The 22779-nt window shown below is 63.2% G+C and carries 19 protein-coding genes; 9 read left to right on the top strand and 10 right to left on the bottom strand.

Features of this window, described 5'->3' with window-relative positions; all coding sequences use genetic code 11:
* Positions 1–18: 18 nt before the first annotated feature.
* The 3 genes from X743_RS159630 to X743_RS159640 are packed head-to-tail and all read right to left on the bottom strand — an operon-like array spanning position 19 to position 4166.
* Complete coding sequence (locus X743_RS159630; protein WP_023764954.1) at positions 19–1680, bottom strand: ABC transporter substrate-binding protein; 1662 nt, start codon at positions 1678–1680, stop codon at positions 19–21.
* Between the two features lie 2 nt (positions 1681–1682).
* Positions 1683–2603 (bottom strand): proline iminopeptidase-family hydrolase, encoded by a 921-nt coding sequence (locus tag X743_RS159635; protein ID WP_023764953.1) that lies wholly within the window; start codon positions 2601–2603, stop codon positions 1683–1685.
* 48 nt (positions 2604–2651) lie between these two features.
* Positions 2652–4166, bottom strand: a complete 1515-nt coding sequence (locus X743_RS159640) for a leucyl aminopeptidase (RefSeq protein WP_023764952.1) — start codon at positions 4164–4166, stop codon at positions 2652–2654.
* Between the two features lie 250 nt (positions 4167–4416).
* Here X743_RS159640 and X743_RS159645 point away from each other — a divergent pair, with 250 nt between their 5' ends.
* Together X743_RS159645 and X743_RS159650 are read left to right on the top strand one after the other, a co-directional pair.
* Positions 4417–5319, top strand: coding sequence for a LysR substrate-binding domain-containing protein (locus tag X743_RS159645; RefSeq protein ID WP_023764951.1), 903 nt, complete (start codon positions 4417–4419; stop codon positions 5317–5319).
* A 237-nt stretch (positions 5320–5556) separates the two neighbouring features.
* A complete protein-coding gene (locus tag X743_RS159650) occupies positions 5557–7014 on the top strand; it encodes an NCS1 family nucleobase:cation symporter-1 (RefSeq protein WP_013895399.1) in 1458 nt (485 codons plus the stop codon).
* Positions 7015–7115: 101 nt separating this feature from the next.
* Here X743_RS159650 and X743_RS159655 read toward each other — a convergent pair whose 3' ends face one another.
* From X743_RS159655 to tpiA, 5 genes are all read right to left on the bottom strand, one after another.
* The gene (locus tag X743_RS159655) at positions 7116–7661 is read right to left on the bottom strand and encodes a DUF1697 domain-containing protein (protein WP_023764950.1); all 546 of its coding nucleotides are present in this window, start codon (positions 7659–7661) and stop codon (positions 7116–7118) included.
* Positions 7662–7685: 24 nt separating this feature from the next.
* Positions 7686–9323 carry a CTP synthase gene (locus tag X743_RS159660; RefSeq protein ID WP_013895397.1) on the bottom strand — a complete coding sequence of 546 codons (1638 nt, stop codon included), beginning with the start codon at positions 9321–9323 and terminating at the stop codon, positions 7686–7688.
* 242 nt (positions 9324–9565) lie between these two features.
* Positions 9566–10693 (bottom strand): L,D-transpeptidase, encoded by a 1128-nt coding sequence (locus X743_RS159665; protein ID WP_023764948.1) that lies wholly within the window; start codon positions 10691–10693, stop codon positions 9566–9568.
* A gap of 212 nt (positions 10694–10905) precedes the next feature.
* Positions 10906–11382 (bottom strand): preprotein translocase subunit SecG, encoded by a 477-nt coding sequence (secG, locus tag X743_RS159670; RefSeq protein ID WP_023764947.1) that lies wholly within the window; start codon positions 11380–11382, stop codon positions 10906–10908.
* 167 nt (positions 11383–11549) lie between these two features.
* Positions 11550–12320 (bottom strand): triose-phosphate isomerase, encoded by a 771-nt coding sequence (gene tpiA / locus X743_RS159675; RefSeq protein WP_023764946.1) that lies wholly within the window; start codon positions 12318–12320, stop codon positions 11550–11552.
* 143 nt (positions 12321–12463) lie between these two features.
* Here tpiA and X743_RS159680 point away from each other — a divergent pair, with 143 nt between their 5' ends.
* The 5 genes from X743_RS159680 to glp are packed head-to-tail and all read left to right on the top strand — an operon-like array spanning position 12464 to position 17869.
* Positions 12464–14356 carry a peptidyl-prolyl cis-trans isomerase gene (locus X743_RS159680; protein WP_023764945.1) on the top strand — a complete coding sequence of 631 codons (1893 nt, stop codon included), beginning with the start codon at positions 12464–12466 and terminating at the stop codon, positions 14354–14356.
* Positions 14353–15363 (top strand): anthranilate phosphoribosyltransferase, encoded by a 1011-nt coding sequence (gene trpD, locus X743_RS159685; protein WP_023764944.1) that lies wholly within the window; start codon positions 14353–14355, stop codon positions 15361–15363. The genes X743_RS159680 and trpD overlap by 4 nt, the downstream gene beginning before the upstream one ends.
* Positions 15364–15366: 3 nt before the next feature.
* Entirely contained in the window at positions 15367–16179 is an 813-nt protein-coding gene (trpC, locus tag X743_RS159690; protein WP_023764943.1) for an indole-3-glycerol phosphate synthase TrpC, read from the top strand.
* Positions 16180–16181: 2 nt separating this feature from the next.
* Positions 16182–16664: a cyclic pyranopterin monophosphate synthase MoaC gene (gene moaC, locus X743_RS159695; RefSeq protein WP_023764942.1), complete on the top strand. Its 483-nt coding sequence runs from the start codon at positions 16182–16184 to the stop codon at positions 16662–16664.
* On the top strand, positions 16664–17869 hold the full coding sequence (glp, locus tag X743_RS159700; protein ID WP_023764941.1) for a gephyrin-like molybdotransferase Glp: 1206 nt from the start codon (positions 16664–16666) through the stop codon (positions 17867–17869). The genes moaC and glp overlap by 1 nt, the downstream gene beginning before the upstream one ends.
* Positions 17870–17914: 45 nt before the next feature.
* Here the strand turns inward: glp and X743_RS159705 are convergent, their stop codons facing one another.
* A complete protein-coding gene (locus X743_RS159705; RefSeq protein ID WP_023764940.1) occupies positions 17915–18745 on the bottom strand; it encodes an alpha/beta hydrolase in 831 nt (276 codons plus the stop codon).
* Positions 18746–19052: 307 nt separating this feature from the next.
* Between X743_RS159705 and X743_RS159710 the strand changes: the two genes are divergently transcribed.
* Together X743_RS159710 and kynA are read left to right on the top strand one after the other, a co-directional pair.
* Positions 19053–20678: an AMP-binding protein gene (locus tag X743_RS159710; RefSeq protein ID WP_023764939.1), complete on the top strand. Its 1626-nt coding sequence runs from the start codon at positions 19053–19055 to the stop codon at positions 20676–20678.
* Positions 20675–21511, top strand: a complete 837-nt coding sequence (gene kynA / locus X743_RS159715; RefSeq protein ID WP_031249963.1) for a tryptophan 2,3-dioxygenase — start codon at positions 20675–20677, stop codon at positions 21509–21511. Before X743_RS159710 ends, kynA begins: the two co-directional genes overlap by 4 nt.
* Before the next feature lie 4 nt (positions 21512–21515).
* Here the strand turns inward: kynA and kynU are convergent, their stop codons facing one another.
* Complete coding sequence (gene kynU / locus X743_RS159720) at positions 21516–22763, bottom strand: kynureninase (protein ID WP_023764937.1); 1248 nt, start codon at positions 22761–22763, stop codon at positions 21516–21518.
* Positions 22764–22779 lie beyond the last annotated feature (16 nt).

Raw genomic sequence — 22779 nt, 5'->3', positions numbered from 1 at the left:
GTTACTGCACCCAGGCCATCACTGCACCCAGGATTGGGTGATCATCCAGTTGAACTGCCGGTTGAACTTGAAATTGCCCACGCGCTTGCTGACGAAGTCAAGCCGCTTCGGCGTGAACAGGCCCACCGCCGGCGCCTTGTCCGTGACCTGCCTGTCGATCTCGGCCCACATCTTGTCTGCGGCTTTCTGGTCGGTCACGCCGAGATCGAGCGCCTTCTGCATCTTGGCGTCGATATCCTTGTCGCAGAAGCCGGCGATGTTGATCGAAGCGTCCGACCCTTCACGGAAGGAAGCGCAGGAGAACAGGATGTTGAGGAAGTCGGAAGCCGCAGGATAGTCCTTGTACCACTGGGTGATGGACATCTGCACTTTGTTGTTGGTGTTCTGGATGTAGGTGAACTGGATATTGGACGAGATCGGCTTGACGTCGGCGACATAGCCGATGCTGGTCAGCACGCTCTGCAGATAGACGCCGATGGAGCGTGAAATGGCAGTGTCCTCGGCGATGATGGTCACCTTCTGGCCCTTGGTGCCGGATTCCTCGACGAGCTGCTTTGCCTTGTCGAGATCGGGCGCCGACCATTTGGCGCCAGGGTTCTTGGTGAAGGGGCAGTAATCTTCATGGCCGGGGAAGTCCGGCGGCAGGACCTGGCAGACCGGCGAGGCCAGCACCTTGCCGCCGAACAGCTTGACCAGCGTGTTGCGGTCGATCGCATAGGCAACGGCTTGGCGCGCCTTTTCGTTGTCGAACGGAGCGAGACGGTTGTTCAGCGGCGCATACCACCACGCTGAAAGCGGCGAGATGTGAAGCTGGTCCATGGACTTGCTGCCAAGTTCGCCCAGACGATCGCTCGGCAGCGCATCGAACATCCAGTCCGCTTCGCCGTTCTGGATCGCCGAGACGGCCGCTTCCTCGGACAGGCCGAAATCATATTGGACGACATCCGGATAGCCGTCCGGCTGCGCGTCCTCGCTCCACTGCTTGAAATTGGGGTTGCGCGACACCGTCATGCCCTTGTTGGGGTCGAAGGCGGAGATCATGTAAGCGCCGGTGCTGGGAATCGGCTTGGAGCCCATGTCTTCTGCGGGGGTGTCCGCCGGCAGCACCACGGCGTGCGGCAAGGCGAGCTTGTAGAGGATCTCGGCGTCAGGCTTGGTGAGGTTGAGGGTGACTGTGCCGGCGGCCTCATCCCCGACAACGCCGCCTTCCAGCGTGCAGCTCTTGGTGTCGGCCAGGCATTTGTCGGCGCCGACGATGCCGGCATAGAAAGTACCGGAGGTCGGCCCGGAAACCTTGAAGATGCGCTGGAAGGAGGCGACGACGTCCTTGACGCTGAGATCATGGCCGTCGGAGAACTTGATGCCCTTGCGCAGCTTGAAGGTGAAGGTCTTGCCGTCATTGCTGACCTGCGGCAGCGCCTCGGCGAGGTCAGGCACGATGGTGAAGCCGTCCATGCCCTCGGCTTTGCGGAAAGCGACCAGTCCGTCATAGATCGGCTGGTACATCTGCCAGCCCTGGTCGGTGTAGTTGATGTGCGGATCGAGCGTTCCCGCCGCTGAGCGGGCTAGAAGGCGAATGGTGCCGCCTCGGTGCTCTTTGAGATATTCGGCCTGCGCCGGGGCCAGCCAGGTGCCGGCCAGCAATGCCACGGCTGACGCCGCCAGAAGCAGTTTCTTCATGCTTAGTTCCCCTTTTCTCTGTTGTCGTTGTCGTCCAGGAAGTCTCCCACCACCCGCATGCACAGGTCCTGCTCTTCGACATGCGGCATATGGCTGGAATGCTCGAATATCTCCCAGCGCGATCCCTTGATGCCGTCCTTGTAGGGCTGCACGGTCGCGGGCGTGGCCTCGTCATGGCGTCCGGAGATGATCAGCGTCGGAACATCGACGGCTGGCAGGCGATCGATGATGCTCCAGTTCTTCAGCGTTCCGATGACATGGAACTCGTTGGGCCCGTTCATCACATGATAGACCGTCGGATTGCGCTCGACCTGGGCGAAGGTCTCGGTTACCTCGGGCGGAAAAGGCACCACGCGGCAGACATGCCGTTCGTAGAAAACCATCGTCGCCGCCTGATAGGCCGGATCGTCCGTCGTGCCGGCCTGCTCGTGGCGGGTCAGTGTTTCCTGGACATCCCCAGGCAGGTCGGCGCGCAACCGGTTGGCCTCTTCAACCCACAGCTTCATGGAAGCCGGCGAGTTGGCGATGGTCAGCGACTTCAGACCCTTCGGCCGCGTCACCGCATATTCGGCGCCCAGCATGCCGCCCCAGCTCTGGCCAAGGACATGGAAGCCGGCGCGAATGCCGAGATGGTCGACCAGGTTTTCAAGCTCGTCGATGAAAAGCCGGGGCGTCCAGAAGTCGGCGCCCTTCTCGGGCAGCAAAGTCGAATTGCCGCAACCCAATTGGTCGTAGTGGATGACGGCGCGATCTCTTCGGGCAAGAAGCTTGTAGGCATCGACATAATTGTGGGCGACACCCGGACCGCCGTGCAGGACCACGATTGGGGCCTTGTCGGCATCCAGTTCGCCGGAGATTCGATACCAGGTTTCGTAGCTGCCGAAGGCGGCCCGCCCTTCCCTACTACTGATCTCAGACGACATCCCGGCTCCTTGCACGTTTGAAGGCATCTTGTCGTTGTCCGTGGGCGCCTAGTTCACCTTGCGGTTGGCCTGGACCCATTCTTCCAGCATCTGCACGCCGAACGCCGTGGCGCCTTCCCGGCCGAGCGGTTGATCCTTGTCGGCCATTTCCTTGCCGGCTATGTCGAGATGCACCCAGGGCCGATCCTCGGTGAAGTGGCGCAGGAACGCCGCCGCATAGGGCGCGTCGCCATCTTCCATGTCCTTGGCGTGGTGCCGGAGATCGGCGAATGGCGACTGCAGGCCCTCATCGTAGGCCCGGTCGAGCGGCAACCGCCAGAAGCGCTCGCCGACCGATTCTCCGGCCGCGATCATCTGCGTCGCGATGGCATTGTCGGTGCTGAACAGACCGGCGAATATCGATCCGAGGCCGCGCATCACCGAATAGGTCAGCGTCGCCAGATCGACGATCACCGAGGGGTTGAAGCGCGAAGCCGCATAGTAAAGGCAGTCGGCCAGGATCAGGCGCCCTTCCGCATCCGTGTCGAACACTTCCACGGTCTGTCCTGAAGCCGTCGTGATGATGTCGCGCGGCTTCAGCGCGGTGCCGGACGGCATGTTCTCGGCAATGCCCAGAATGCCGACAGCATGCACAGGGCTGCCTTGCCGGGCCAGCGCTATCAGCAGGCCGACAACGGCGGCCGCGCCACCCATATCGGCCTTCATGTCGAACATCTGCTCGCCGCGCTTGATGCAGAGCCCGCCGGAGTCGAAGCATACGCCCTTGCCGACGAAAGCCATGGGCTGCGCAGGAGCACCCTTGCCGCGATAGCGCAGGACAGCAACGCGCGGCGGCCGTACCGACCCTGACCCGACAGCCAGGATCGCATTCATGCCGAGTTCCCCGAGCTTTGTCGTATCGAGGATCTCGACGTCGATGCCGGCTTCGCGCAGCGGCTCCAGGTGATCGTGGAAATTGTCGGGATGGAGATGGTTCGGCGGCAGATTGACCAGCGTGCGCGCATATTCGACGCCGTCGGCAATGGCGTTGATCCGTGCCAGCGCCGGGGCTAGCTCGGCGCCACTTGCGCCGACCAATTGCACACGCAGGGTTCTATCCGCGCCGGCACCCTGGCGTTGGTTGCGCATGTCGAAGCGATAGCGCCGCAGCCGCATGCCGAGCGCCACGCGCGCCAGGATGTCCGTGCCCGGCAGGTCGACACCGGCGATCGGGTCCAGGAGCAAGGTAGCCGCGCACTCGCTCTTGCCTTCGAGATGCGCGGCCAGCAAACCGCCGGCACGCGCCAGTGACAGCGCGGTTAAAGCCTCAGCCTTGCCCAAAGCGAGAACGATGACGCGCCGGGCCGATACAGTCTGGGGAGCGATCACATCGATGCAGGTGCCAGACTCGGCCAAAGCGTCCGGGTCGGAGCAGGCACGGGACAAAATCCCGCTTAACTCGACATCCAGCGCCGCTGCCCGTGGACCAAAGCCTGTCTTGGCCGTTTGCAGGATCACGACGACAGCGGCTTCAGCCGAAATCTCGTCGGCCGCTTCAAAGACCGGCACTGGCGATTGAGGCATAAGCAGTCATTCTCCCATTTTGGCCCGGCCTCCGCGCCCCTTTGCGCAAAGCTTCGCCTGCCAGCGGTGGAAACCGATCAGGCCGGTCTCTGCCACTGGTGGAATGGTGCCGGAGGCCCCAAATAATCGTTTTCTGATGGCGACTTGGTCGCTCTTGCCTTCTGGGTATCCCCGAAGGACCCTGGTGATCAAACGCCAATTTTGTCCATGTCGATTGACAAAAACTCAACTGACAATTCATGATCGGGCAATGGCCTTACCTTCACTCAATGGCATGCGCGCCTTCGAGGCCGCCGCACGTCTCGGCAGCGTCAAGGACGCAGCCGAAGAACTGCACCTGACGCCCTCTGCCGTCAGCCGCCACATCCGTGCACTTGAAAGGAATCTTGGCCAGGATCTGTTCGAACGCGGCTTTCGCCAGATCACGCCGACCATCAGGGGCTCCTACTATGCGCGCAGCCTCTCGGAAGCATTCGAGGCCATCTGGCGCGCCACCGACGATGTCAGCTTCTCCGATGGCCCGAGCCACGGCCGGACCCAGCGTGTCCGGGTCTTGTGCGTGCCGGCTGTTCTCAATCTTTGGCTGGCGGACCGGCTGCCGAATTTTCGCCGGCTGCATCCGTCCGTCGATCTGGAGATTTCGAGTTCGGGCAAGCGGGCCAACTTCGATTTGGCCATCGTCGACGAATTCGTCTACAAGGCCGGCCCGGCCTTGACGCTGCTGATCCCGCTGCTGCTGACGCCGGTCTGCGCGCCCTCGCTGCTCGAAGGGCCGGTGCCGCTGCGATCACCCGCCGACCTGGTCAATCACCATCTGATCCATGAATGCGAGACCATGAGGTGGAAGCGTTGGCTGGAGCAGGAAGGCGTTTTGGAGACATCACCGAAATCCAGCACGACCCTGGATGATTGCACGCTGATCATGCGCGAGGCGGTCAACGGCGCTGGCATCGCGCTTGCCGACACGATGATGGCGCAGGATTTTCTGCAGCAAGGCAAGCTTGTCGCCCCGTTTCGCGCCCGTCACACCTATCCGGCCGGCATCTACCTGCACCAACGTCGCAGCATCGGCAACAAGCCGGGCACCGGCCTGTTTCAGGATTGGCTGCTTTCCGAAGTCGAGGACCACAAGCGCGCGATGGCCATCACCTAAGCGCGTCGCGCATGCATGTCGTTCTCCCAAAGCCGGCGACATGCATTGGACAGTCGAATCACCCATCGTTAGGGTTCAACAGCGACCCACCTTTACGATCCCTCGATAATCGCGGTTCGCATTGAATATCTTTAAGGCCAAAGCCGGCAAATTGGTTGCTTGTCGGTTCCCCTGCGTCAGGCGTAACCTCTGCGGTCAACGCGTGAGGGCGCGTTTTTGCAAAAGGGGAACATTGCAATGACGATACAGGGCGCATCGCCTGACCTATACAATGAGGACCTCGCTCCGGCCACGGTTCGAAACTGGGGACCATTCTCGATCTTCAACGTCTGGACGTCGGACGTTCACAGCCTGTGGGGTTATTATCTCGCCGCCAGCCTGTTTTTGTTCTGCGGCGGCTTCGTCAACTTCATCATCGCCATCGGCATCGGGTCGTTGATCATCTACGTGCTGATGAACATGGTCGGCTATGCCGGCGTCAAGACTGGCGTGCCCTACCCCGTGCTGGCCCGCGCCTCCTTCGGCATCTGGGGCGCCAACATACCGGCACTTGTGCGCGCCATCGTCGCCTGCTTCTGGTACGGCGCGCAAACGGCCGCCGCCTCCGGCGCGATCGTGGCGCTGCTGATCCGCTCGCAATGGTTCGCCGATTTCAATGCCAACACGCATTTCCTCGGCCATTCCGGCCTGGAAGTGATCTGCTTCGTCGTCATCTGGGCGCTGCAGCTGCTGATCATCCAGCGCGGCATGGAGACGGTGCGCCGTTTCCAGGATTGGGCGGGGCCTGCGGTCTGGGTGATGATGCTGATCCTGGCGATCTATCTCTGCGTCAAATCCGGAACCTTCGCCTTCACCAGCGACATCCCGATGGATGTGCTGAAGGAGAAGACCAAGGACGCCGGCGTGCCCGGTGAGCCGGGCTCGTGGACCTCGCTGTTCGCGGTCGCCGCGATCTGGGTGACCTACTTCTCGGCGCTCTATCTCAACTTCTGCGATTTCGCACGCTACGCGCCGGACAAGGCTGCACTGCGCAAGGGCAACATCTGGGGCCTGCCGGTCAATCTCATCCTGTTCTCGCTGGTCGCCGGCGTTACCACCATTGCCGCCTACGACGTCTATCACGAGGTGCTGCTGCACCCCGACCAGATCTCGGCCAAGTTCGATAGCTGGTTCCTGGCTGCTCTCGCCGCTCTGACTTTCGCGGTGGCGACGCTCGGCATCAATGTCGTGGCCAACTTCGTCTCGCCGGCCTTCGACTTCTCCAACGTCTTTCCCAGGCAGATCGACTTCAAGAAGGGCGGCTATATCGCAGCACTGATCGCGCTTGTGCTCTACCCCTTCGCGCCGTGGGAAGGCAGTGCCGCCTCCTTCGTCAACGTCATCGGCGCGACGATGGGGCCGATCTTCGGCGTCATGATGGTCGACTATTACCTGATCCGCAAAGGCGAGGTCGATGTCGAGGCGCTCTATCGCGAAGATGGCGAGTTCCGCTTCCAGGGCGGCTGGCACGTCAACGCCTTCATCGCCGCCGGCATCGGCGCGTTCTTCTCGTCGATCCTGCCCAACTTCACCAACTGGCTGCCGTCCTGGTGGGGTGTCTATGGCTGGTTCTTCGGCGTGGCGATCGCCGGCGTCATCTACTACGTGCTGCGCACCGCAGCCGTGAGTGCCGGCGCCAAGATGGCGAAGGCTTGAAATTAGGCAGTAGGCAGTAGGGGCTAGGGAAGACAGACCGCTTCCCTACTGCCTACTGCCTACTGCCTACTGCCTACCGCCTACTGCCTACCGCCTACTGCCTACCGCCTACTGCCAACCATCTCGGCCAGCTTGCGCACCGTGTTCCAGTTGCGCGACGTGCCGATGCCCATGCGCTTGTGACTGGCGGCGGCAAGCAGCCGCGAGCTTGGCCGCTCCCGCGAGAACACCAGCCATATGTCGCCGCCGACCAGGAGCACCTTCTCGTCCTCCCCGGCATGGGCTTGAAGCCCCGATAGGGCATCTTCGGCCACGGGCTTGCGCATCACGCGCACCGCGACCTGATCGCCGGCTTCCACCGATTCTCTCGGGAATGGATTGCGGCTTGCCAGTTTCAGCCAATCTCCAGCGCGGCGGACAATGATGTCGACGTGGCGGCCGAAGGCCTGTTCGAACGCCGCCTCCAACCGCTTTTCAAGTGCGGAGATCGAAGTCTTTTCGCACTCGAAGACAAGGTTGCCGGTCGCCACCAAAGTCCGAACGTTCTTCAGGCCAAGGTTTTCCGCCATTGCCTTGAGGTCCGACATGACGACACGGCGCCCCTCGCCCAGAATGATGCTGTAGAGGAGCGCGACATAGGTCTGCATCAGGCGCGTCTCGCTTGACGGCGCCTACACGAGGCGCGACTGCTCGACCGCCGCCTCGATGAAGCTGGCGAACAGCGGATGCGGATCGAGCGGCCGGCTCTTCAGCTCGGGGTGATACTGGACGCCGATGAACCAGGGATGGTCGGGATACTCGACCGTTTCCGGCAGCACGCCGTCCGGCGACATGCCGGCAAACACCAGGCCGCAATCCTCGAGCCGTTCCTTGTAGTCGACATTGACCTCGTAGCGATGGCGGTGGCGCTCGGAAATCTGGGTATCGCCATAGATGTCGGCGATCTTCGAGCCCTTGGCGAGTTCGGCCTGATAGGCGCCGAGCCGCATCGTGCCGCCGAGATCGCCGGTCTCCCGGCGCTTCTCCAGCATGTTGCCTTTCAGCCATTCGGTCATCAGGCCGACGACCGGTTCCTCGGTCGGGCCAAACTCGGTCGAGGATGCATGTTCGACGCCGGCCAGCGAACGCGCCGCCTCTATGCAGGCCATCTGCATGCCGAAGCAGATGCCGAAATACGGCACCTTGCGCTCGCGCGCGAACTTCGCCGCCAGGATCTTGCCTTCCGAACCGCGCTCGCCAAAACCGCCGGGAACCAGGATGCCATGCACCTTTTCCAGCCACGGCGTCGGATCTTCCTTTTCGAAGATCTCGCTCTCGATCCAGTCGAGCTTGACCTTGACATGGTTGGCCAGGCCGCCATGCGAGAGTGCCTCGATCAGCGATTTGTAGGCGTCCTTGAGGCCGGTGTATTTGCCGACGATGGCGATGGTCACCTCGCCTTCCGGATTGTGGATGCGGTCGGACACCTTCTGCCAGGGTTCCATGCGCGGCTTCGGCGCCGGATCGATGCCGAAAGCGGCTAGGACTTCCGAATCGAGCCCTTCCTTGTGATAGGCCATCGGCACGTCGTAGATATGCGGCACGTCGAGTGCCTGGATGACGGCGCTTTCCCTGACATTGCAGAACAGCGACAGCTTGCGGCGCTCTTCCTTGGGAATGGCGCGGTCGGCGCGCACCAGCAGGATGTCGGGCGCGATGCCGATGCCGCGCAGTTCCTTGACCGAATGCTGGGTCGGCTTTGTCTTCAGCTCGCCGGCCGTCGGAATATAGGGCATCAAGGTCAGGTGCACGTAGACGGCATTGTTGCGCGGCAGGTCGTTGCCGAGCTGGCGGATCGCCTCAAGGAACGGCATCGCCTCGATGTCGCCGACCGTGCCGCCGATCTCGCACAGCACGAAATCATAGTCGTCATTGCCGTTGAGGACGAAATTCTTGATCTCATCGGTCACATGCGGAATGACCTGCACGGTTGCGCCGAGATAATCGCCGCGCCGCTCGCGCTCGATGATGTTCTTGTAGATGCGGCCGGTGGTGATGTTGTCCTGCTGGTTGGCCGAGCGGCCGGTGAAGCGTTCGTAGTGGCCAAGATCGAGATCGGTCTCGGCACCGTCATCGGTGACGAACACCTCGCCATGCTGGTACGGCGACATCGTGCCGGGATCGACATTGAGGTATGGGTCGAGTTTTTTGATGCGTGCGCGATAGCCTCGCGCCTGCAGGAGAGCCCCAAGGGCCGCTGCGGCTATGCCTTTTCCAAGTGAGGAAACCACGCCGCCTGTGATGAATACATATCGCGCCATGGGAGTCATCGCTTAACGCGGCCGGATTGATTCCGCCAGAGAAAAAACCGCCGCGAAGGCTTTTTCCCAAAAAGGCGCTCGGACCATGATCCCGAAAAGTGGAATCCGGTTTTCTCGGACAAACGGGTTTCGGTTTGTCCGGACAAACGGTTTCGGTTTGTCCAGGGATCACGACCGAACAGGCTTGGTCGTGAGCAAGGCAAAACAAAAGGGCCGGCTGAGCCGGCCCTTTCGCCATGATGGTGGAAACGTCAGATGATGACGACTCTGGTACCGACCCTGACGCGGCTGTAAAGGTCCATGACGTGCTCGTTCATCATGCGGAAGCAGCCATTGGAGGCGCTGGTTCCGATCGACTGCGGCGCGATGGTGCCGTGGATACGCAGATGCGTGTCCTTCTTGCCGTCATAGAGATAGATGGCGCGTGCGCCGAGCGGGTTCTGGCCGCCGCCGGGCATGCCGTCCTTGTACTGGGCGTAGTGCTTCGGCTCGCGCTTCTGCATGTCCAGCGTCGGGATCCAGCGCGGCCACTCCTGCTTGTCGCCGACGGCGACCGTGCCCTTGAACTGCAGGCCTTCACGGCCGACCGCGATGGCGTAGCGACGCGCGGTGCTCGATGATTCGACGAGATAGAGCCGGCGCGCACTGGTGTCGATGACGATGGTGCCGGCATCGTAGCCCGTGAATTCGACGTCCTGAGGCACGAATTCCGGCTTCACCTTGAACGGCTTCTTGGCGTTCTTCTGGGCAAGCGCCGAGTCGAGCGCGCGCGTCTCGGGCAGATAGCTGATCGAGGAGCCGGATGACGAGATCCCGCCGAACAGGCCGGCGAACAGACCACCGCTCGGCTGCTTCTGGCCGCCGAGGACCTCGCTGCGCAACTCGCCATTGTTGCCGGTCAATGCGACGTTCATGGCCTCGGCCGGGAGCGGCTCGGCCGACTGGATCGGCGCGATCGGTTCCATCGGCTCGATGACCTTGACGGTCTTCTTGGCCGGATTGGCTTCGGCCACTTCAGTGGCAGAGGCACTTTGGCCCCTTTTTGCCAGGAAGTCCTGGCGTGCGGCCTCGGCCCGGGCCTTGGCCGCTTCGCGCATCGCCAGTTTCCTGGCTTCAAGCGCCTTGGCCTTGGCGTCTTCCTTGTCGGCAACGATCTTGGCTTCGATCTTCTTGATCTGGGCGAGATCGTCCGGCGTCGGGTTTTTCTTCTTCTTGAGAAGCCTCAACTGCGCCGCATCGCTCTTGACTGCGATGTTGATGGCGTCGGTCCTGTCGACCGACTGATTGGCGGCCATATTGGCCGGCATGCCGGCGAAAGCCGGGGAACTGAGGCCGAGTGCGGCGCAAAGTCCCAGGAAAATGAAGCTGCGAAGCTGCATGGCGAAGATCCGATCGTTTAATGCTTGTTGCCCACGGCGTCGCCCGGCGTCCCCCAAGGACACCGAAAATGCCGCATGCAATCTATAGTCGAATAAATGCGGATGCCTCAAGCGCGAGGCAGCACCACTACCCGTCGAATCTTCGTGATGGCGCAGCATTTGCCGCGACTGTGTTCAAACGATCACAGATCGCGGTTTGGAGCGAGCGGAAGCTACTGGTTCGGGACCTGGGGGGCGGCCGGCGCGGTGTTGGTAGTGCCGTTGCTTGCAGGCGGCGTCGAACCGGCGGCCGGCGCGGTGGCCGGAGCCTTTGCCGGAGGCGTCGTCGCGGCATCGTTGCCGGATGGCGGCGTCGGCGTGGCGTTGCCGGCGGGTGCCGGGGNGGTCGTGCCGGGCAATTGGTTGAGCACGCCCTTGCCGGCTTCACCCGATGTCGCGGGAACGCGGTCGAGGATGTCGATCGGCTTCTCGCCGTAGCGGGCAATGATCGACAAGGTCAGCGATGTGACAAAGAACGCGGCCGCCAGGATCGCCGTCGCGCGGGTCAGCGCGTTGGCAGCGCCACGCGCGGTCATGAAGCCCGATCCGCCACCAATGCCAAGGCCGCCGCCTTCGGAGCGCTGCAGCAGCACCACCCCGACAAGGGCGAGCACGACCATGAGATGGATGACGATCAGTACGGTTTGCATAGTTTATCCTGGCAAGGCCTTGCCCGGCCGCGAACACGACCGGTGAATTGGAGGCGGCTCAATACAATGCTTTCACGGCATTTCCAAGCCCGTGGCCGGAATATGGGAAGCAACGCCACCTTTGCAACGAATTTGGACGCGCCGCGACGCGTCCATCATCGCAAATCTCATCCGGAAATGCTGCGATAGGCTTCCGCGATAGCAAGGAAATCCGCTGCTTTCAGACTGGCGCCACCGACCAGTGCGCCATCGACATTCCTGACACCCAGCAATTCAACGGCGTTGGACGGCTTGACCGAGCCGCCATAGAGAATGCGCATTTTGGCGGCTACGGCGCCGAGCTTTTCCGCCAGTTTTTCGCGGATATGCGCATGCGCTTCGGCAACGTCGGCCGCGGTCGGCGTCAGGCCGGTGCCGATCGCCCATACTGGCTCATAGGCAATGACGGTGTTGGACGCGGTGGCGCTTGGCGGCACCGAGCCGGCGACCTGGCGCGACAGCACCTCCAGCGTGGCTCCAGCCTCGCGTTCCTGCTGTGTCTCGCCGATGCAAACGATGGCCACGAGCCCGGCGCGCCATGCGGCGGTCGCCTTGGCCTGGACCGTCGCATCGTCCTCGCCGCGTTGTTCACGGCATTCGGAATGGCCGACGATGACATGGCTCGCCCCGGCATCCTTCAGCATCTCCGCCGAGATGCAGCCGGTATAGGCGCCGCTTTCCTTGGCGTGGCAGTCCTCGCCGCCGGCGTGGACCGGCGTGCGCGACAGAATCTCCGCGGCATGGGAAAGCAGCGTCGCGGGAACGCAGACCAGGGCTTCGGTTTCCGCGTCGAGCCCGCTCATGAACCCGTTGCCGATCATCCTCAGTTCGTTCAGCGATGCACTGGTGCCGTTCATTTTCCAGTTGCCGGCGACGAGCGGGCGAATTCCTGGCGTCATGGTCTGCTTCTCCGGGCAATATCTGGCTCTGGCCCTCACTACCAAAATCAGGCCACAAAGCAATCGACAGTGGACCGGAAGGGCGCTATTGCGCTTGTTTCAGACTCGGCGCATGCGAAAATGCGCATAAATCGGAAGTAACCATGCTTGGTACATTGAGAAGCGCGGCGGGCACCTGGGTCGCGAAGACACTGCTTTCGCTCCTGGTGGTCAGTTTCGCCGCCTGGGGCATTTCTGGGCGCCTGATGGGCGGCTTTGCCGGCCACGATTCGGTGATAACCGCCGGCGGCACCAAGGTGTCGATCAACGAATATCGCCTCGCCTACGATCGCCAGCTGGCCGTCATGTCGCAGCAGTTCGGACAGCGCCTGACCCACGAACAGGCCAAGGGGCTCGGCATCGACAACCAGATCCTGGCTCAGCTCGTTTCCGGCGCCGTTCTCGACGAACAAGCAAGGAAACTGGGACTGGGCTTGTCCAAGGACAGGCTGGCGGAACTGACACGCGAGGATCCGGCCTTCAAAGGCCCAGGCGGCCAGTTCGACAGAAGGACGTTCGAATACATGCTGCACGAGGTCGGCATGCGGCCCGAGGATTATCTGAAGAACCGCGCCCAGGTGGCGGTGCGCCAGCAGATCGTCGAGGCGGTTTCGGACGGTCTCAAGGCGCCGGACACTTTCTTCAAGGCGGTCGCGCTCTATCGCGGCGAGGACCGCACGGTCGACTATCTGACATTGCCAAAGGCGCTCGTCGAGCCGGTCGAGGCGCCGAGTGACAGCGTGCTTCAGGCCTATTTCGAGGCCAACAAGAAAACCTACGCCGCGCCTGAATACCGCAAATTCTCCTATGTCCGCCTGGAGCCGGTGGACATCATGGATACGACCGCGGTCACCGACCAACAGGTCAGCGACGACTACAACAAGAACAAGGCGCGCTACACGACGCCCGAAATGCGCACCATCGAGCAACTCGTGTTCAAGACGCCGGACGCGGCCAAGGCCGCGCTTGATTCGCTCAAGGCGGGCGCCACCTTCGACAAGCTCGTCGCGGCCGAAGGCAAGACGCCGGCCGACACGTTGCTCGGCACGCTCGCCAAGGACAAGATCGCCGACAAGGCGGTCGCCGACGCGGCCTTTGCGCTCAACGCGAACGAGGTCAGCCCGGTCGTCCAGGGCGCCTTCGGTCCGGTGCTGCTGCGCGTCACCGAGATCAAGCCCGAAGTGGTGAAGCCGCTGGCCGAAGTGTCGGACCAGATCCGCAAGGACCTGGCGCTGGGTGAGGCAAGCCGCATCCTTTTGGATGTGCACGACAATTACGAGGACACTCGCGCCTCCGGCAGTTCGCTGGCCGACGCGGCGGCCAAGCTGAAGCTCAAGGACATCACGATCGACGCCATCGATCGCTCAGGCCTCAGGCCGGACGGTTCGATCGTCAAGGACCTGCCGGAATCGCCGGAGCTGATCAAGGCCGTCTTCGATGCCGAACCCAACACTGAAAACGACGGGCTGACCACGGCGGACAATGGCTTCGTCTTCTATGAGGTCAGTTCGGTCACGCCGGCTCGCGACCGGACGCTGGATGAGGTCCGCAAGAAAGTCGTCGCCGACTGGACGGCCGCCGAGACCACCAAGCGCCTCGCCGCCAAGGCGGACGAACTCGAAAAGCGGCTCAAGGCCGGCGCCACGCTGGACGTCATCGCAGGTGAGCTCAAGCTGGAGAAGCAGACCAAGCGCGGTCTGAAGCGTGAAGCCGACGATGCGGACTTCGGCAAGGAAGGCGCTGCCGTGATGTTCGGCGTCGGCGAAGGCGGCACCGGCTTGATCCCCTCGCCCACCGGCGACGGACAGATCCTGTTCAAGGTCGCCGAAGTGTTCGAACCAGCGGGGGCCGATGCCAGCTCGGTACCGGAAGACGCGCAGAAATCCTTCACCTCCGGCATGTCGGACGATCTGCTCGACCAATTGGTGGCGCAGTTGCAGACGCAGTACGACGTCCGCGTGGACCAGGCGGCCGTCGCCCAAGCCTCGACAAGATGAGCGCGCTGAAAACCCATATCGCCAAGGTCGCGACCGGCAGCGCGCTTTCCTTCGAGGAAGCGCGCGAGGCCTTCGACATCATCATGTCGGGCGACGCGACCCCGGGGCAGATCGGCGGGTTCCTGATGGCGCTGCGCGTGCGCGGCGAGACGGTGAGTGAGATCTCCGGTGCCGTCGCCACCATGCGCGCCAAGATGCTTCGCGTCGAGGCGCCGCCAGGCGCGATCGATATCGTCGGCACCGGCGGCGACAATTCCCATAGCGTCAACATTTCGACAGCCTCGGCCTTCGTCATTGCCGCCAGCGGCGTCCCAGTCGCCAAGCACGGCAATCGCGGCCTGTCCTCGCTGACCGGCGCCGCCGATGTCCTGGTCGCGCTCGGCGTCAAGATCGACCTCTCGCCGGAGCTCATCGGCCGTTGCATCCATGAGGCGGGCGTCGGCTTCATGTTCGCCCCCGCGCACCATCCGGCGATGAAGCATGTCGGCCCGACCCGCGTCGAGCTCGGCACCCGCACCATCTTCAACCTGCTCGGGCCCCTCTCCAATCCGGCCAGCGTCAAGCGGCAGATGGTCGGCGTGTTCCTGCCGGAATGGATCGTGCCGGTGGCCGAGACGCTGAAGGCGCTGGGTACCGAACATGCCTGGGTCGCCCATGGCGATGGCTATGACGAGATCACCACCACCGGTGAGACGCAGGTTGCCGAACTGATTGGCGGCGAAATCCGCAGCTTCACGCTGACCCCCGAAGAGGTCGGGCTGAAGCGCCATACCAAGGACGATCTCCGGGGCGGCGACGCCGCCTACAACGCCAGCGCGTTGCGCGATATGCTGGGTGGCGCTGCCGGCGCCTATCGCGACACCGTGCTGATGAATGCCGGCGCCGGGCTGGTGATTGCGGGCAAGGCGACGACGCTTGGCGACGGCATCGCGCTCGCCGCGCAGGCCATCGACAGCGGCCGCGCTTTGCAGGTGCTTGATCGGCTGGTCGAAATCTCGAACGGGTGAACCGTGTCTGACATACTGCGCAAGATCGAAGCCTACAAGCGCGACGAGATCGCCGCCGCCAAGGCGCGCGCACCACTGGCGGAGATCAAGGCACGAGCCAAGGATGCCGACGCACCGCGTGGTTTTCTCGCCGCACTCGAGGCGAAGCGCAGATCCGGCAACTTCGCCCTGATCGCCGAGATCAAGAAAGCGAGCCCGTCCAAGGGGCTGATCCGGGCCGACTTCGATCCACCGGCATTGGCACAGGCTTATGAAAAAGGCGGCGCTGCCTGCCTTTCCGTGCTGACCGATGCACCATCCTTCCAGGGCGCGCCGGAATTCCTCACCCGGGCACGGGCAGCCACCGCCCTGCCCGCGCTGCGCAAGGATTTCCTGTTCGATCCCTACCAGGTCTATGAGGCCCGCGCCTGGGGCGCGGACGCCATCCTGATCATCATGGCCAGCGTCGACGATGCCTTGGCGAGCGAATTGGAAGCGACCGCATCCGAACTCGGCATGGATGCTTTGATCGAGGTGCATGATGAGGCCGAGACGCAGCGTGCGGTAAAACTGTCATCGCGGCTGATCGGCATCAACAACCGCAATCTGAGAACATTCGAAACCAGCCTTAAGACCTCGGAGCGGCTGGCGCCGATGGTGCCGGGCGACCGGCTGCTGGTCAGCGAGAGCGGTATCTTCACGCATGACGATTGCCTCAGGATGCAAAAGACCGGCATCGGCACCTTCCTCGTCGGCGAAAGCCTGATGCGACGAGAGGATGTCACCGCGGCGACGCGCCTGCTTTTGACGGGCAAGGCGTTGACTGAGGCAGTCTGACGATGGCGGCCGCCCTCACCCATCTCGGCGCGCAAGGCGAGGCCAACATGGTCGATGTCGGCGACAAGCAAGAGACGACCCGCACCGCGATCGCCGAGGGTTTCGTCTCGATGCAGCCCGAAACGCTGAAGACCATCCTCGCCGGCAACGCCAAGAAGGGTGACGTGCTCGGCACAGCGCGTATCGCCGGCATCATGGCGGCGAAGAGGACGCATGAGCTTGTCCCGCTCTGCCATCCGCTGCTCTTGACCAAGGTTTCCGTCGACATCGAGCCGGACCATGCCCTGCCTGGGCTGAAAGTCACCGCTCTGGCGCGCGTCACCGGCAAGACAGGCGTCGAGATGGAAGCGCTGACCGCCGCTTCCGTGGCCTGCCTGACCATTTACGACATGGCGAAAGCTGTCGACCGCGCCATGGTCATTTCCGGCATCAGGCTGGTCGAAAAGACCGGCGGCAAGTCCGGCGACTACAAGGCGGGCGCCTGATGGCGCTGCTTCCGGTCGCCGAGGCGCTCGAGCGCCTGCTGGACGGCGCAGCACCCTTGGCCGGCGAAAGCGTTTCTCTTTTCGAGGCGATCGATCGCGTGCTGGCGGAGCCGGTCGTGGCGCTTCGCACCCAACCGCCTTTCAACTCCTCGGCCATGGACGGTTATGCAGTGCGCGCCGCCGACATGGCCTCGGTGCCATCGAAACTCTCCGTGATCGGCATGGCGCCGGCGGGGCGCGGCTTTGACGGTGCGGTCGGCAAGCGCCAGGCGGTACGCATCTTCACCGGCGCGCCGCTGCCTGATGGCGCCGACACCATCGTCATCCAGGAAAATGTCCGCGATCTCGGTGGCGGCGATATCGAAGTGATCGAACCCACCGCCGAGGGACGCAACATCCGCCGCACCGGCCTCGACTTCTCGACAGGCGATGTGCTGCTGCAAAGAGGCCGGGTGCTGGATCCGGCGGCGCTTTCCCTGACCGCATCGGCCAATCATCCCCGGGTGAGCGTGGTGAAGAGGCCGCTGGTCGCCATCATCGCCACCGGGGACGAGTTGCTGCCGCCCGGCAGCGAGCTCGGGCCGGACCAGATCATCTCGTCCAACGCCTATGGCGTCGCCGCGGCGGCGCAATCGGTCGGCGCCCGCGCGCTCGATCTCGGCATTGCCGCCGACCGCAAGGACGCAATCGCGGCGCTGGTCAGGAAGGCTGTCGCCGCTGGCGCCGATGTCATCGTCACGCTGGGTGGCGCCTCGGTCGGCGACCACGATTTGACCCATGACGTACTGACCGGCGAAGGCATGACGCTCGGTTTCTGGAAGATCGCCATGCGCCCCGGCAAGCCGCTGATGTTCGGCCGGCTCGGCGACATCAGATGCATCGGCCTGCCCGGCAACCCGGTGGCAAGCCTGGTCTGTTCGCAATTGTTCCTGAAGCCGCTTCTGGCAAGGCTTGGCGGCCGCGATCATCGCCAGGACATCCGCCAGGCCCGGCTGGGCGCCGCAATGGCCGCCAATGATCTGCGCCAGGATTATGTGCGGGCGGTGGTCAGGGAAGACGACAGCGGGCTGGTGGCAACCCCATTCAGCATCCAGGATTCTTCGATGCTGCGGATGCTGGCCGACGCCAACGGGCTTGTCGTGCGCGCGCCCTTCGCCCCCGCATGCACTGCCGGTGACACCTGCAACGTGCTGATGCTACGCTGAAGAATAGCCATATAAGCTGCTGATATAGGTCCAAAAAGATCTCGGCTATTCCGAGATCAAGAGCCGCGTCAGCGGATGCGCCGGATCGGCAAGCCCATCGACGATATCGAAATGATGCCGATCTGGTTCGACCACGGCGCTGGTCGTGGCGCCAAGGCCGGTCCAGATGTTGGCCAGCAACGCATTCTGGCGCAGGAATTCGGAACGCTCGCCGCCGCCGGCCCAGCAGGTGATGCGAGCGCCATCCATGGGCCGCAGCAGCGCCGGGCTTTCAGTCAGCGCCTCGCGCTCGTCGATTGCCAGCGCCTCGTTCATGCCGGTACGCATCAGCGGACGCAAATCATGCAGGCCCGAAATCGAAACGACATGGCGTACGCGCCTTGCCACATCGGCGGCCAGCGGCGTGGTCGTGGTCACCATTCGGGTGGCAAGATGGCCGCCGGCCGAATGGCCGGTCAGCATCAGCGGTCCTTCGACCATTGCCGCTGCCTTGCCGATCGCCGCGCCGATCTCGCTGACGATGCCGGCGATGCGTATGTCCGGGCACAGCGTGTAGGACGGCATCGCCACGGCGAAGCCGCTGCTGACCGCGCCCTTGGCGAGGTGCGACCAGCCGCTCTTGTCGGACTCCAGCCAGTAACCGCCATGGATGAACACCACGAGCCCCCTGGGAGCGGCATCGGGAAGGAAAAGATCGAACCGGTTGCGCGGTCTATTGCCATAGGCGATATCGAACCTTGCGCGACCCTGCGCCGACAGCGCATCGCGAAACGCCTGCGCCGGCTCCGCCCACGCGGCGGGCCACCGGTCGCTACCGGCGATATTCGCGCCGTTGGCATAGGCATTGTTCCAATCGGCAATGCGATGTTCGATCATCGGCACCCTCCCCCGAAGCGGCATCGTTTCAGCGCTAGCAATGGCGGCCACCATGCCACGCGTCAATGCTCCAGGGCAAAACATTTTAGGCTTGAAACAAATTTCGACTGGTGCGATCCTGCCTCCGGAACAGTCGGCAAAATGGGAGGTCTGCTGTGCTGCCCATCTGCGGATGTTCATCCTTTCTGGATGGCATGATCGAGCAATCGGCGGCACGAAACCTCCACGAAAGACAGGAACGACGGATTAACCGCCTTCGGCCTCATGCCTCGCGCATTGGCCAGGCAGCACATAGGATAGCGGCGAGATGCTTGGGCCTTCAGCGCATATCGACACGTTCACACGCGACCACCTGCCGCCGCCGGAACAATGGCCCGATATCCTGCTCGACGGTTTTGATTATCCTGAACACCTCAACGCCGGTGTCGAACTGACCGACAGGCTGGTGCAGAAGGGGCTTGGTGACCACACCGCCCTGATCGGCAACGGCCGCCGCCGCACCTACAAGGAACTGTCCGACTGGACGAACAGGCTCGCCCATGCGCTGGTCGAGAATTATGGCGTCAAGCCGGGCAATCGGGTGCTGATCCGCTCCGCCAACAATCCCGCCATGGTCGCCTGCTGGCTGGCGGCCACCAAGGTCGGCGCCGTGGTCGTCAACACCATGCCGATGCTGCGCGCCGGCGAGCTCTCCAAGATCGTCGACAAGGCCGAGGTCACCACCGCGCTCTGCGACACCAGGCTGATGGACGAGATGACCGCCTGCGCCAAGGACAGCGCGTTCCTGAAACAGGTCATCGGCTTCGACGGCACCGCCAACCATGATGCCGAACTCGATCGCGCCGCGCTCGACAAGCCGGTGACCTTCACCGCCGTCAACACCGGCCGCGACGATGTCGCCCTGCTCGGCTTCACCTCGGGCACGACAGGCGTGCCGAAGGCGACGATGCATTTCCACCGCGATCTCCTGATCATCGCCGACGCCTATGCCCGCGAAATCCTGCAGGTGACGCCGGACGATATTTTTGTCGGCTCGCCGCCGCTTGCCTTCACCTTCGGCCTTGGCGGGCTTGCCATCTTTCCCCTGCGCTTCGGCGCGGCGGCGACGCTGCTGGAGCAGGCGACGCCGCCCAACATGATCCACATCATCGAGACCTACAAAGCGACCATCTCCTTCACCGCGCCGACCGCCTACCGCGCGATGCTGAAGGCCATGGACGAAGGCGCGGACCTGTCGTCGCTGCGTGTCGCCGTTTCGGCCGGCGAGACATTGCCGGCTCCGGTCTTCGAGGAGTGGACGAAGAAGACCGGCAAGCCGATCCTCGACGGCATCGGCGCCACCGAAATGCTGCACATCTTCATCTCCAACCGCTTCGACGACATGAAGCCTGCATCGACCGGCAAACCTGTCGGCGGCTACGAGGCCCGCATCGTCGACGACGAGATGCGTGAAGTGCCGCGCGGAACGACCGGACGGTTGGCGGTGCGTGGACCGACCGGCTGCCGCTACATGGCCGATGACAGGCAGAAGGATTATGTCCGCGACGGCTGGAACCTTACCGGCGATACCTTCACGCAGGACGAAGACGGTTTCTTCCATTTCTCCGCCCGCTCCGACGACATGATCGTTAGCGCCGGCTACAACATCGCCGGACCGGAGGTCGAGGCGGCGCTGCTGTCGCATCCCGATGTCGCCGAATGCGCTGTCATTGGCGCCGGCGATGCCGAGCGCGGCCAGATCGTCGAGGCGCATGTCGTGCTGGTGCAAGGCGTGGCGCCGGACGCGTTGACCGTCAAGCGCCTGCAGGACCACGTCAAGGCCACCATCGCACCTTACAAATACCCGCGATCGGTGAAATTCATCACCGCGCTGCCCAAGACCCAGACCGGGAAGATCCAGCGCTTCCGGCTGCGCACGGAGACCGTCAATTGAGCGAGCCCTACGATCCAGCGTCCGAAGGCGCCCAGATGTCGTTCAAGGAACGCATGTCCTACAGCGACTATCTGCATCTGGAGAAAGTGCTGGAGGCGCAGACGCCCCTGTCGTCGGCGCATGACGAGATGCTGTTCATCATCCAGCACCAGACATCCGAACTCTGGATGAAGCTCGCTTTGCACGAGATCAGTGCCGCCATCCGTTCCATCCGTGCCGACCGGCTTGAGCCCAGCTTCAAGATGCTGTCGCGCGTCGCACGCATCTTCGAGCAGTTGAACAATGCCTGGGACGTGCTGCGCACGATGACACCCAGCGAATACACCGAGTTCCGCGATGCGCTCGGCCAGTCCTCGGGCTTTCAGTCCTGGCAATATCGCGCCATCGAGTTCATGGCCGGCAACCGAAACCTCGCAATGCTCGGCCCCCACAAGCACCGGCCGGACCTCAGCGGCAAGCTGGAGGCGATCCTGGCGGAGCCATCGCTCTACGATGAAGCCCTGCTGCTTCTGGCCCGCAACGGTTTCGACATCGGCGCCGACGCCGGGCGGACCGACTGGCGCGAAACCCGGACCGAGAATGAGGCGGTCCTGGTCGCATGGCAGACCGTCTATCGCGACCCGCAGCGCTACTGGATGTTTTACGAACTGGCCGAAAAGCTGGTCGATTTCGAGGACTATTTCCGCCGCTGGCGCTTCAACCATGTCACCACGGTCGAGCGCATCATCGGCCTGAAACGCGGCACCGGCGGCACATCGGGCGCCTCCTATCTCAAGAAGATGCTGGAGGTCGTGCTGTTCCCGGAACTCTGGACGGTCCGCACCCGGCTCTAGTTTCTCAAGTCACCGCCGTCTTGACCGCAAATCGCGCATCTTTCCAAGCTTCAGAGCGCAAGATGTCCTCCAGCACTTCGACCGCCTGCCAGACGTCTCTGTAGCCGACATAGAGCGGCGTGAAGCCGAAGCGGATAGTCGACGGCGCGCGGAAGTCTCCGATCACGCCGCGCTCGATCAAGGCCCGCATCACCTGGTAGCCATGCGGATGCATGAAGGAAATCTGGCTGCCGCGCTGATTGCCGTCCCGCGGGCTCTCCAGTTCGAGGCCATAGGCACCGCATCTTGCTTCGACGAGCTGGATGAAAAGATCGGTCAGCGCAATGCTCTTCGTGCGCACCGCTGTCATGTCGACATCGTCCCAGATATCCAGCGCCCCTTTCAGCGCCCGCATCGAAAGCACGGGCTGCGTGCCGCACAGGAAGCGCCGGATGCCGCTGCCGGCGGCAAAACCCTGTTCGAAGGCAAACGGCCGCGCATGGCCCCACCAGCCGCTCAGCGGCTGGTGGACATCGCCGTGATGACGCTTTGCGGCATAGATGAAGGCCGGAGCGCCCGGACCGCCATTGAGATATTTGTAGGTGCAGCCGATGGCGAAATCGGCATTGGCGCTGTCGAGCTCGACCGGCAAGGCGCCGGCGGTGTGGCAGAGATCCCAGACGATCAGCGCGCCGGCTTGATGGGCCTTACGTGTCAGCGCGGCCATGTCACGCAACTGGCCGGATTTGTAATTGACGTGGTTGACCAGGATGACCGCGACGCGCTCGTCGATCAGCTCTTCGATATCAGGCGCATCGACGCCTTCGAGCCGCAGCACGGTACCCGGCCGAGTCGAGGCGACGCCTTCGGCCATATAAAGATCGGTCGGAAAGCTGTCGCCCTCTGCGACGATGACCGATCGGTCCGGCCGCATCCCGAGTGCGGCATGCAGTACCTTGTAGATGTTGATCGAGGTCGTGTCGCAGACCACGGTCTGGCCGGCCGCCGCGCCGATCAGGCGGCCGAGCTGGTCGCCAAGCGCGACCGGCATGTCGAACCAGCCCGCGGTGTTCCAAGCACGAATGAGGTCCTGCGCCCACTCTTGCGTCGCGGCCTTCTGCAGCTCGTTGAAAACCGCAGGCGCCGCTGCTCCCAGCGAATTGCCGTCGAGGTAGATCACACCCTCCGGCAATGTGAACCGGTCGCGCATGGCGCGTAGCGGATCCGCCGCATCCATGGCTTCGACGGCCTTGAGGTCGAGCGTTGCGTTCATGATTGGTGATGTCCTC

The sequence above is a fragment of the Mesorhizobium sp. LNHC232B00 genome (genome assembly GCF_000502435.1).
In the GTDB taxonomy this organism is placed as follows: domain Bacteria; phylum Pseudomonadota; class Alphaproteobacteria; order Rhizobiales; family Rhizobiaceae; genus Mesorhizobium; species Mesorhizobium opportunistum.
Note: the sequence above shows the minus strand (reverse complement) of the source record. Positions and strands in the feature narration are given on the sequence as shown.